This window comes from Bacteroides sp. (assembly GCF_030151085.1).
GTDB lineage: Bacteria > Bacteroidota > Bacteroidia > Bacteroidales > Bacteroidaceae > Bacteroides.
In genome coordinates, this window is the sequence record NZ_JASLER010000067.1 from 45,478 (window position 1) to 57,610 (window position 12,133).

11 protein-coding genes and 1 pseudogene are annotated in these 12,133 nt (G+C 37.5%); 6 read left to right on the forward strand and 6 right to left on the reverse strand.

Going from position 1 to position 12,133, the window contains the following annotated elements; all coding sequences use genetic code 11:
• Positions 1 to 41: 41 nt before the first annotated feature.
• A complete protein-coding gene (mce, locus tag Q1W14_RS13540) occupies positions 42 to 455 on the reverse strand; it encodes a methylmalonyl-CoA epimerase (protein WP_300702220.1) in 414 nt (137 codons plus the stop codon).
• Between the two features lie 1,420 nt (positions 456 to 1,875).
• On the opposite strand from mce, the gene Q1W14_RS13545 reads away from it, so the two are divergent.
• The 3 genes from Q1W14_RS13545 to Q1W14_RS13555 all read left to right on the forward strand — a co-directional run bounded on the left by Q1W14_RS13545 (position 1,876) and on the right by Q1W14_RS13555 (position 7,018).
• Positions 1,876 to 3,783, forward strand: coding sequence for a hypothetical protein (locus Q1W14_RS13545; RefSeq protein ID WP_300702222.1), 1,908 nt, complete (start codon positions 1,876 to 1,878; stop codon positions 3,781 to 3,783).
• Positions 3,784 to 3,829: 46 nt separating this feature from the next.
• On the forward strand, positions 3,830 to 4,609 hold the full coding sequence (locus tag Q1W14_RS13550; protein ID WP_300702224.1) for a BT1926 family outer membrane beta-barrel protein: 780 nt from the start codon (positions 3,830 to 3,832) through the stop codon (positions 4,607 to 4,609).
• A gap of 156 nt (positions 4,610 to 4,765) precedes the next feature.
• A complete protein-coding gene (locus tag Q1W14_RS13555) occupies positions 4,766 to 7,018 on the forward strand; it encodes a cation:proton antiporter (protein WP_300702226.1) in 2,253 nt (750 codons plus the stop codon).
• A gap of 45 nt (positions 7,019 to 7,063) precedes the next feature.
• Here the strand turns inward: Q1W14_RS13555 and Q1W14_RS13560 are convergent, their stop codons facing one another.
• The 5 genes from Q1W14_RS13560 to Q1W14_RS13580 form a co-directional block, all read right to left on the reverse strand.
• Positions 7,064 to 8,050 (reverse strand): Gfo/Idh/MocA family oxidoreductase, encoded by a 987-nt coding sequence (locus Q1W14_RS13560; RefSeq protein ID WP_300702228.1) that lies wholly within the window; start codon positions 8,048 to 8,050, stop codon positions 7,064 to 7,066.
• A gap of 18 nt (positions 8,051 to 8,068) precedes the next feature.
• Complete coding sequence (locus tag Q1W14_RS13565; RefSeq protein WP_300702230.1) at positions 8,069 to 8,491, reverse strand: RNA-binding S4 domain-containing protein; 423 nt, start codon at positions 8,489 to 8,491, stop codon at positions 8,069 to 8,071.
• Positions 8,488 to 9,051, reverse strand: coding sequence for an aminoacyl-tRNA hydrolase (gene pth / locus Q1W14_RS13570; RefSeq protein WP_300702231.1), 564 nt, complete (start codon positions 9,049 to 9,051; stop codon positions 8,488 to 8,490). Before pth ends, Q1W14_RS13565 begins: the two co-directional genes overlap by 4 nt.
• Before the next feature lie 123 nt (positions 9,052 to 9,174).
• Positions 9,175 to 9,762, reverse strand: coding sequence for a 50S ribosomal protein L25/general stress protein Ctc (locus Q1W14_RS13575; protein WP_300702233.1), 588 nt, complete (start codon positions 9,760 to 9,762; stop codon positions 9,175 to 9,177).
• A gap of 139 nt (positions 9,763 to 9,901) precedes the next feature.
• Positions 9,902 to 10,306, reverse strand: a complete 405-nt coding sequence (locus Q1W14_RS13580; RefSeq protein WP_300702234.1) for a PUR family DNA/RNA-binding protein — start codon at positions 10,304 to 10,306, stop codon at positions 9,902 to 9,904.
• 220 nt (positions 10,307 to 10,526) lie between these two features.
• On the opposite strand from Q1W14_RS13580, the gene nusB reads away from it, so the two are divergent.
• The 3 genes and pseudogenes from nusB to Q1W14_RS13595 all read left to right on the forward strand — a co-directional run.
• Positions 10,527 to 11,453: a transcription antitermination factor NusB gene (gene nusB / locus Q1W14_RS13585; protein ID WP_300702236.1), complete on the forward strand. Its 927-nt coding sequence runs from the start codon at positions 10,527 to 10,529 to the stop codon at positions 11,451 to 11,453.
• Between the two features lie 39 nt (positions 11,454 to 11,492).
• The gene (yajC, locus tag Q1W14_RS13590) at positions 11,493 to 11,828 is read left to right on the forward strand and encodes a preprotein translocase subunit YajC (RefSeq protein WP_300702237.1); all 336 of its coding nucleotides are present in this window, start codon (positions 11,493 to 11,495) and stop codon (positions 11,826 to 11,828) included.
• Between the two features lie 15 nt (positions 11,829 to 11,843).
• A pseudogene (locus Q1W14_RS13595) lies at positions 11,844 to 12,133 on the forward strand (YbbR-like domain-containing protein); the annotation flags it as partial.

Below are 12,133 nucleotides of genomic sequence, written 5' to 3' on the forward strand. Positions count from 1 at the left end.
ATTTACTATATACTTATTTATAAGTTTACGCTCCGTAAATCTTATGGTTTTTCGCAAAGTTCGGTTAATACACCGAGAGTGGATTTCGGATGCAGGAATGCGATGTGTAATCCTTCAGCACCTTTGCGGGGAGCTTTATCGATGAGGCGGATACCTTTTCCTTCAACTTCGGCAAGTGCATTGGCTACGCCGTCTTCCACAGCAAAAGCCAAGTGATGCATACCACCGTTGCCATTATTTTTCTCGATAAATTTAGCGATAGCGCTTTCAGGTGAAGTCGGTTCAAGTAGTTCAATCTTTACATCACCTACTTTAAGGAAGGCTGTTTTAACTTTCTGATCTTCTACTGTTTCAATGCTGTAGCATTTCAGACCTAAAACGTTTTCATAATACGGAAGGGCCTCTTCAATGCTAGTAACAGCAATGCCCAGATGCTCAATGTGTGAAATCTTCATAACGATATAAATTAGTGTTAATACTGTTTTTCTTCGTAAAGACAAAAAGCAGCACAAAGAAAGAGATTTATTCCAAAATAAAGAAATATTTCATCAATTAATTATTCCATTATTGAAGTTTAGAAAGCTTTTTTTAGACTTTTGATAGATTGCTCTTTTACTTGTTGGCGGAATTGTATTCTATAATTGGGAAGAAATAAAAGTCTTAACCCTTTTTGGTACATACCAATTTATTTGAAACTTGTATTCGTTAAGAGGAGATGTTGCATTTATAAAGTTGAATTCATCCTCCTCTACACAAAAGTTCGTTTTCTGGAAAGTATCTGCCATCTGCCACCTTTTTGCTTATATATTCTTAATAACTAAATGATTACAGTGTTGCAGATACCTGTTGCAGATAGGTGGCAGATGTTTTATCTGCCACACATATATTTGTAAGTAGCCATAGTACCATAAAACGTTTACGGCGGAACTATCATTTCAGGTTATAGATGATAAGTTAATATCTTAGTTTATAGTGTTGAACACTTTGTTTTAATTAGAGATATAAATAGTTTCAGCCAATATAAACGATTTGTTTAGTATGTTGAAATGAACTGTTTCCCAGAGAGAAACAAACTGTTTCCCTAGTTGAAACGGGTCATTTCCTTAGAAAAAACAGAATATGTTGACTGCTAATTTTGATCCAGAATAGTACTTTCCTGATGTATATTGGTTGACCCTTTTGCTAATTTTCCTATATCAGTGAGTAATTCAACTTAATGAATGGGACGGCAATTAATATGGAATTTTACAATAATTAATCGTGCTTATGTTATACTTAAATATGGAATAAATGGAATTATATCGTAACTAATTGTTCTTTATCTGTGATTATAGTGTAGAATTAGTAATATGTAGTTACATTAAAGTTATAATGAATACAATTTTATTCTTCTGATTATGTAAATCATATTATTTTGAATATGGGCTGAATATGCATTTTAAAAAATACACTTTTGTGTTCTGTTTCTTTGTGTTTATCGTGTTTTACTTTGTCTTTTATGAAACGTATTTTAAGAATTAGGCTATGTGGTTGTAACGGTAAACCGTTACAAAATGACTATTTGTCATTGAAAAACATTATTATTTAAATAAATTCTTTGCTTTTCTATTGTAAATTGATTTGTTATTTTTATATTTGCTGAAAATTAAACGAATAAAGGTTAAACAGTAATTGATACATATAAAAAGAATGTTAATTATGTTGTTGATGAAAAAGATTGCGTATTTGCAATGAATTGATATATTATATGTATATATTAATGTTTTAATTTTAAATATAAAGATATAGGATATATTCTCCAATAAGGAAATATCATATTTTACATAACACATGTTTTACTAATACAAAAAAATTACGATTATGAAAAAGAGACTCATGATGGTAGCAGTGCTTCTAGGTGCTTTGACACTTGGAGCTTGCGTAGACGACAATGAATCGCAGTCTGTTACAGATGTGCGCAATGCCAAAGCTGAGCAGCTGAAATCAATTGCTGCGATGAACAATGCTGAGGCGCAAGCTAAAATGTTGATTGCAGAGGCTAATGTTAAAATTAAGGAGCAGGAAGCTGCGTTGAAGAAAGCAGAAGCAGATAAGGCTGCTGCAGAAGCAAAAATTGAAGAGCTTAAAGCTAAAATGGCTGCGGATACTTATGACGCAAAGTTGGCAGCTGAATTGGCTCAGGCTCAAGTTGAGAAAGCCCAAGCGGAATCAACATTGGCTTATGTTTTGGGTGAGGCACAACAATATCAATTACGTTTGCAAGCAGCATTGGCAGAATTGCAGGTTACGGTATTGAGCAAACAAGCAGATTTGGTTAAACATAAAGATGATGTTACTAATGCTGAACTTGACAGATTGGAAGCTTTAGCAAAGAAATATGGTGCACTTTTGTGTTCTTATACTGAAGAACAAAATAATTTGGCTAACCTGAAATCGGGATTGGTTACTTTGGAAGCAGGACTGACAGACTGGAAGGCTGATAAAGAAAAGACAATTGCTAAAAATAATGCTTCAATAAAGGTTCTTGATGAACAGATTGCTCTTTATAAGAAATATGCTAATTATACAGAGAATATTGATGATCTGAAAAATAAAATAACTGTGAAGCAGGCTGAATATAATCAAGCTGCCGATCAAGTAACTGCTTTGAATTTAGCATGGACGAATATGAAGTTAGACGTAAAGGCTACGGACAAGATGCGTGATGATATTTTAGCTACGGAACTGACATGGAATGGATTGTCTGAATATGACGCAGTTGGAATATATTTTGCTTCTTACAATCCTGTTACTAACTTGAATTTTACTTCTGCTTCATCGTATTATGGATATGGCACTATTGTAAAAGGCGATTATGAATTACCTATTGATACGATTGCTCTTGAAATAGAAGCTAAAGATGTAAGAGCACTTAAGGTTGGCATGAATGATGCAATTGCAGCTTTGGATGTCAAAGGAAAAGAAGATGCAATAAATACAGCTAAAACCGGATTGAAAGCGGTATACGATGCTGCTGTAACAGCTTCGGCTGATGCAAAGAAGGCTTATGAAGCTGCTCCTACAGATGCTGCTAAAAAACAAGCATATACTGAAGCCTTGGCTGTAGAAGCCACTGCAAAGTCAAATTACGACGACGCTGTTGAAACTTTAGCATCAGCTAAAGAGAGCGTTGAGAAGCTGAATAAAGGCTATGACTTGGTAAGCAATAAATCCTATACAGATGCTTTGGTTAAGGCCGTGAAAGAATACAATGATGCAATTCGTACTCTTTATACTCCAAAAGCTGAAGCTAAGTTTGCATATTTAGATGCGGACAAGGTTAAGTCTGACATAAATGATGAATTGACTGCTATGAATTCTGTTTATTATGGAACATCAAATTCTCAGCAATATATGACTATTAATCAATGGTTATATCAAAACGAAAACTGGCTCTTTGATTCTAATAATAGTATTGATAACAATATTAATATTGAGTATATGCAGAATGGTTATCGGTATAGTTTCTCTATAGGAGACATTTATTCTTTATATGTGCAAAATAACACTTCAAATGGTGCTTTCTCTATCGATAACTTGGTAAAAGTATTGGAGGCTCAAAAAGAATATTTGCTAAAGGAAAATGTAGATTATTCTGCTGCTACTTCTACTGAACAGACAATTGCTTTGAAAAAGGCTGCTATTGCTCAGAAAGAAGGAGTCATTAAAATTATTGAAATTCAGATGAACAAGGCTAAGGAACTTCTAGCTGAGGCAACAAAAGATGCTACTCCTGCTGCATGACGATTTGTAACTAGTGCTAATAATATAAAAGTAAAATAGAAGTATCATGAAAATAAGAAAACTTTTACTATTAGCCGTTATGCCCATGATGTGTCTTGCAGCGAATGCACAAGAAAAAAGTTGTAGCAAAGATTTCACTCCAAAGAAAGGTGATTTCACATTAGCAGCAACTGTAGGATACAATAGCTACGCAAGCGTTACAGCCCCTTCGGGTTTGTTGACGGACTATGAAGTTGCGGCTCTCTCTACCAATTGGTCAGATAAAAAGCTGATGGTTGGTTTTGAAGCAGGCTGGTTCTTCAAAGACTTGTGGAAACTTAACTTGGGTGGCGGTATGAACTTCACGAATAACCCCGGTTATTCGGCTGTTCCCGGCACGATTGACGATACGAATAGAGGCAACTCCGTAGAAGATAATATGGGAGAAATTCCTAACTATCGTGCGGTGGCAAATGCCCAATCATTCTCCTACAATGTATTTGCAGGCGTCGATCGTTATTTTAAGATTAAGAAAGTTCCTAATCTGATGTGGTATACAGGGGTGCGCGTAGGCATGGCTTATGCTCAGAACCAGATGAAATATGACGAGTACGAAACAATGGGTAAATCTGTAGGAGAAACCTGGAACCTTCGTGGTGCCGTCACTATGGGTGTAGATTATTTTGTACTACCTGCCATGTACATCGGTGCTCAGATTGATCCCTTCTGCTATACGTACAACATGACTACGTATAAACCACAAGAAGGTTTGAGCAATCTTGATGCGGATAGTCACAACTTCAGCCTTTTGGCTGCTCCGACAATTAAGATTGGGTTTAAATTTTGATAAATCTCTTTTCAGTTACCTGAGATAAACGTTGTGCAATTACTCTAGATGGGGGAAGTTCGATAATCGAACTTCCCCCTAACTTTTTATCTTATAGTCTGTTTATGATATAATTTGTTGTATCTTTGTAAATGAAAATGCATAAAGACAAATATTATGTCACATTTAGCTCCTCTGATAGCTGATTTAGCTCTGATTCTGATTTGTGCAGGGATTATGACCCTGATTTTTAAAAAGCTGAAACAACCTTTGGTGTTGGGATATGTGGTGGCAGGATTTCTTGCCGGTCCCCATATCGCATTTACTCCTTCGGTGGTGGATGCGACTAATGTACAAACATGGGCGGATATTGGAGTGATATTCTTATTGTTTGCACTAGGACTTGAGTTTAGCTTTAAGAAAATTGTAAAAGTGGGAGGGGCTGCGATCATTGCTGCGTGTACCATTATTTTCTGCATGATACTGCTTGGTGTAACGGTGGGGACCAGGTTTGGATGGAAACGAATGGATTGTATCTTTCTTGGTGGTATGATTGCTATGTCTTCTACTACCATTATTTATAAAGCATTCGATGATTTGGGATTGCGTAAGAAGCAATTCACCGGTTTGGTACTGAGTGTGCTGATCTTGGAAGATATTCTTGCCATTGTATTGATGGTGATGCTCTCTACAATGGCAGTCAGTAATAACTTCGAAGGTTCCGAAATGTTGGAAAGTATTGCAAAGTTGCTGTTCTTTCTTATCCTTTGGTTTGTAGTAGGAATCTATGTTATTCCCGGTTTCTTAAAGCGTTGTCGAAAACTAATGAGCGAGGAAACATTGCTGATTGTTTCGCTTGGGCTTTGTTTCGGTATGGTGGTCTTGGCATCGCATACGGGTTTTTCTGCGGCGTTCGGAGCCTTTATAATGGGATCTATTTTGGCAGAAACGGTAGAAGCTGAAAGTATTGAGAGACTGGTGAAGCCAGTAAAAGACTTATTCGGGGCTATTTTCTTTGTATCAGTCGGCATGATGGTAGATCCCAATATGATTATGGAATATGCAGGACCTATTATTGTAATAACCTTGGCTGTGATTATAGGACAATCTCTATTTGGTACATTGGGTGTTTTGTTAGCAGGTCGACCCTTAAAGACGGCTATGCAATGTGGATTTAGCTTGACGCAAATCGGAGAGTTTGCTTTTATTATAGCATCTTTAGGTGTCTCTTTGCATGTTACAAGCCACTTTTTATACCCCATTGTGGTAGCGGTGTCTGTGATAACTACCTTCCTTACCCCTTATATGATTCGTGTGGCAGAGCCTGCTTCTAATTTTGTAGACACTCACTTGCCTACTAAATGGAGGAATTTCTTGAACCGATACTCTTCAGGTTCTCAAACAATGAATCATGAGAATTTATGGAAAAAACTGATACTGGCTTTGGTGCGTATTACTGTAGTGTATTCTATTGTTAGTGTGGCGATCATAGCCTTGACGTTTCGTTTCTTAGTACCACTTCTTCACGATAGTTTGCCGGGAATTTGGGGCTCATTGTTGGCAGCGTTGATTATTATCTTATTTATTTCTCCATTCTTGCGTGCTATTATGATAAAAAAGAATCATTCTGTAGAGTTTGTTACTTTGTGGAATGATAGTCGTGCCAATCGGGCACCTTTGGTCGCAACCATCGTCTTCCGTGTTCTTTTGGCTGTATCGTTTGTTATGTTTGTAATAGCCGGTTTGTTCAAAGTGTCCGTGAGTTTGGTGTTTGGGGTAGCTGTTGCTTTGGTTATCCTAATGATACTTTCGCGTCAGTTGAAAAAGCAGTCTATCTTGATTGAACGGAAGTTTTTCCAGAATCTTCGGTATCGGGATATGCGTGCAGAATATCTTGGGGAGAAGAAACCGGAATATGCAGGTCGTCTTCTCTCACGCGACTTACATCTCACCGATTTTGAATTACCTGGTGAAGCTAATTGGGCAGGTAGAACTTTGGCAGAATTGAATTTTGGCAATAGATACGGGGTTCATGTAGTTTCTATCCTTCGTGGTAAAAGGCGGATTAATATTCCGGGAGCTTCGGTTCGTTTGTTCCCTCAAGATAAAATACAAGTCATTGCGACCGATGAAGATTTGAATGTGTTCAGCGAGGAAATGAATAAGTCATCGGTAATGCAGTCTGATGTAATAGAGAAAAGTGAAATGATTTTGCGCCAATTCCGTGTGGATGAAAATTCTCCCTTCCTGAATAAGACATTAAAAGAATCGGGTATTCGTGAGAAATATCGTTGTCTGATAGTTGGTGTGGATAGGGATGGAGAAACTCTGCATGCTCCCGATCCGCACGAGCCATTTACGGAAGGAGATGTTGTGTGGATTGTAGGAGAGAATAGTGATGTTTATCAATTAGTAAATATCAACCAATAATTAAAAGGTAAAGAAGATAAGTGATTTTAAAATCACTTATCACTATCAAAGTTTTCCAAGAATTTTATCCATTACCCAGTTGGTAAGTGTGGCGCTTTCTCCATCACAGTTGCAGACTGATTTACCAAGTAAATGATCTACTACAGCTTGAATAAGTGGTTGCTGAACGTAAATAGGGTTTTCAACATGAATTTCTTCCCGTCCTTTTCCTGTGTGTAAAGCAATGGGATCGTAGGTAAAAACCGAAAAGCAGATCATTCCTTTGTCTCCGATAATTTCAATACGGTCTTCACGTGCAGATTCATGAGCTACGAAGCACCAAGAACCGCTGCCAACCAGTCCATTATCAAACTGAAAACAGGCACTCAAGGTATCTTCTGCCGGATATAATCCACCACGATTGCTTTTATAACCACTGGCTTCAAGAATGCAACCAAACATCTCTTGAAGTAGATCTATCTGATGTGGAGCAAGGTCATAAAAGTAACCTCCGCCGGCAATGGCAGGTTGTACACGCCAAGGCAGATTCTCTTTATTGTGATCTAAGTCACGCGGAGGCTGTGCAAAGCGTATTTGGATATTTATAATATTGCCGATAGCACCTTCTTCTACCAATGATTTCACTTTTTGGAAGTAAGGCAGGTAGCGGCGATAATAGGCAACGAAACACGGAACCCCTGTTTCTTTGGATATACGATTGATACGACAGCATTCCTCGTATGTAACGGCCATCGGCTTTTCTATATAAACAGGTTTTCCTGCTTTCATCGACATGATGGCGTAGGTAGCATGAGAAGAAGGAGGGGTAGCAATATATATGGCGTTCACTTCGTCGTCGTCAAGCAATTCCTGAGCATCGTCATACCATTTGGGAATGCCTCTTTCCTTTGCGTATGCTTTGGCTTTTTCTCCATTACGGCTCATGACTGCTACAACTTCCGAATCTTCTATTTTTTGAAAAGCCGGTCCGCTTTTATATTTGGTTACTTCTCCGCAGCCAATAAATCCCCATTTTATCTTTTTCTCACTCATATATCTTACCTTTCTTTTCTACTTCTCCTCTTCAAAGTCAAATTCAAAATCAAAATCATCGAGAAATTCCGGTGCAGTGAAGTCTTCTAGATTACGGCGATCTTTCTTCGTAGGACGTCCGGTGCCTTTGGCACGATTTACGAAACCGCTTACGTGACTCATTTCCAGCAATTCGAGTTGATCCGGAGTAGTTACATTTTCCATCATTTCGGATACCAGCTTGGCACCAACACGCTTTTCAATAGGTTGTAACACTTTGAAAGAGTAGGTGATAGGTGGCTTACGAACCTGAATAACATCTCCCGGTTTTACCATACGGGCTGCTTTGACGAATGCGCCATTTATGCTGATACGTCCTTTCTTGCAGGCTTCAGCGGCAATAGTACGAGTCTTGAAGATGCGTACAGCCCACATCCATTTATCAATTCTTGCCTCACTCATTTCTTGTTATATTGGTTCATGGTAATATCAATTCCTGCCAGACAGAAACTTTTGGCGATTTCTCCGGCTGTTTCCAGTCTCTCGTCCATTGTTTTCTGATCTTCATCGGTAAAGTGTCCGAGGACAAAATCAATTTGCCCCCCACGTGGAAATTCATTGCCGATGCCGAAGCGAAGTCGGGCATAATTCTGTGTACCTAGTGTTGCGGCAATATGTTTTAATCCATTATGACCGGCATCACTTCCTTTGCTTTTTAAACGTAAAGTTCCGAATGGAAGAGCTAAATCGTCCACTACTATCAACACGTTTTCCAAAGGAATGTTTTCCTTTTGCATCCAGTAACGTACCGCATTACCACTAAGATTCATATAGGTAGAAGGTTTCAGCAATAGTAATTGGCGTCCTTTTACCGAAAGGGTAGTGGTGAAGCCATAACGTCCATCTGTAAAAGTTGCTCCTGTCGCTTTAGCCAAAGCGTCAACTACCATGAAACCTATATTGTGGCGGGTTTCGTGATATTCGGGACCTATATTACCTAATCCTACAATTAAGTATTTCATCTTTATAATGATTAATCATTGAAAAAAAAGAACGCGGATTATCGCAGTTATCCGCGGATTATCAAAGAAATCTGCGTTATCTGCGTTAATCCGCGTTCCGGAATATTTTTATGAAAGAGCTGATTAGCTGTTTGTAGCAGCAGCACCTCTTGCAGCACGAGTTAACTTAACAGCGCATACAACAGCTTCTTTAGCATTTAATAATTCTAGACCTTCGTATTTCAACTCACCAACCTTAACAGTTTTTCCTAATGCCAAATGAGAAACATTGATAGTCAATTTCTCAGGGATAACATTATATTGAGCTCTTACTTTCAACTTACGCATCTGCAATACCAACTTACCACCGGCTTTAACACCTTCAGCAAGACCTTCCATCTGTACAGGAACTTCCATTACGATAGGTCTTGTTTCGTCGATTTGGTAGAAGTCAACGTGCAAGATAGTATCTTTTACAGGGTGGAATTGAATATCTTTCAAGATAGCATTTACTTTTTTGCCATCGATGTCTAAGTCAACTACATAGATATGCGGAGTGTAAACCAAATTACGCAGACCATCAGCAGGTACAGTAAAGTGAATGTTTTCACCAGCTCCATAGAGTACGCAAGGTACACCGTTGTCTTTACGAATAGCTTTCAAAGCTTTAGCTTGTTCCGAAGAACGTTCTGCAATAGTTCTTGCAGTTCCTTTTACTTCAATTGATTTCATTTTCTAATTTTTTGTGTTACTCTAAATTAAGTATTTATTTTGCTTAATTCACCATTACACAATGTGGATCACCCACACGATGTTGCAAAAAAGCGGTGCAAAAGTACTGCTTCTTTTTGAATTATCAAAAGGTTATAACCTAAAAATCTATGTCTATCTTGATTTCTCCATCTAAAGAAGAAATTTTCTCTTCTTGCAATTCTGCTTTGTCTTTTTCAAGACCAACTATTTCCTCATTGTCATTACGTTCTGAATAACTTCCTTGTTGCTCTTGGATGAAATGGACAGCTTGCTGTAATCCATTCATGAATTTTTCGAAATCTTCTTTATATAAAAAGATTTTGTGTTTCTCGAAACTTACTTGCGAGTCTTCTCCTTCACCCATTACTATTTTCTTGCTTTCGGTGATGGCGAGGAACATTTCGTCTTTTCTGTTTTTCTTGACGTCTAAATAGTAGATGCGCTTACCTGCTTTAATGGATTGGGAGAATACGATCTCCTTATCGTTCATATCCGCTGCGTTTTTCTTCTTAAAGTCTTCCATATTATATTAGGTATCAATTTTGATATTATTGCCTTAAAAGTTATATTTCGTAGCTTGTAGCTCTCTTATCGGGCTCAAAATTGACGATTTTTTTTAAACTGTCAAAGGAAAAAGCCCGGATAATCAAGTTCTGCATTAAAAAATGTGATTTCTTTATGTAAACTCATTAAAAATGCCTACTTTTGCAACTCGTTAAAACACCAGTATTTACTTTAGAATTATGATTAACAGAGTTCTTATTCGTCTTAAGATTATACAGATTGTATATGCTTATTATCAGAACGGCAGTAAAAATTTAGACTCAGCGGAGAAAGAATTGTTCTTTAGCCTATCTAAGGCTTATGATCTTTACAACTACCTGTTGATGCTGATGATAGCCCTGACGAACTACGCACAGAAACGCATTGATGCGGCAAAAGCTAAATTAGCTCCTACAGCTGAGGAGTTATATCCCAACATGAAGTTTGTAGAAAATAAGTTCATTGCCCAAATGGAAGTGAACAAGCAATTGATGGATTTTATAGCCAATCAAAAGCGTACTTGGGTAAATGATGAAGATTTTGTAAAGGGGCTATATGAGCAAATTATTGCTTCCGACATATATAAGGAGTATATGGCCTCTTCCGACAACTCATACGAAGCAGACCGTGAGTTGTGGAGAAAAATATATAAATCATTTATTTTCAGTAATGAAGCTTTGGATATTCTGCTTGAAGATCAAAGTCTTTATTGGAATGATGACAAAGAAATTGTTGATACCTTCGTATTGAAAACTATCAAACGTTTTGAGGAAAAGAACGGTGCGAACCAGCAATTACTTCCCGAATTTAAAGATGATGAAGATCAGGAATTTGCTCGTCGCTTGTTCCGTCGTACCATCTTGAACTGTGACTACTATCGTCATTTGATTAGTGAGAATACGCGTAATTGGGATTTGGATCGTGTTGCTTTTATGGATGTGGTAATTATGCAGTGTGCTTTAGCTGAAATTTTAAGTTTTCCGAACATTCCAGTGAGTGTTTCGTTAAATGAATATGTAGATATTGCTAAAGTATATAGCACAACTAAGAGTGGTAGCTTTGTCAACGGTACTTTGGATGGAATAGTTAATCAATTAAAAAAAGAAGGTAAGTTAACGAAAAACTGATACCTTTGTTGAATAATAAAAACTAAAACCGAGTATTTTATGAACTTAATGACTGTATTTTTCCTGCAGGCTCCAGCCGCAGGCCCTGCTGGTGGCGGAAGCTTAATGTGGATTATGCTGATAGCCATGTTTGTGATTATGTATTTCTTTATGATTCGTCCACAAAATAAGAAGCAGAAGGAAATTGCAAATTTCCGCAAATCACTTCAGGTAAACCAGAAAGTGATTACAGCTGGCGGAATTCATGGCGTTATCAAGGAAATTAATGATAATGACATTGTTCTTGAAATAGCTTCTAACGTTAAGATACGTATAGATAAGAATTCTGTTTTTGCTGCGGCTGCTGATGCTAATAGCAGTCAGGCTTCTAAATAAAAGAAATGTGAGCCTATGTTCGATCGTAGGAACATAAAAAGAATCTATTTGAAATTATATAAGCAAATGAAGGACTTCCTGCTCAGTGATAAGAGCAGGGAGTTCTTTATTTTTTTATTTTTCTTTTTCATAGCCAGTGGTTTTTGGTTGCTACAAACATTAAACAATGACTATGAAACAGAATTTTCTATTCCTGTGAAGTTAAAGGGGGTACCCAATAATGTGGTAATAACTTCCGAACCAGCTTCTGAACTTCACATTAAAGTAAAAGATAAAGGCACTGTACTTCTTAATTATATGTTGGG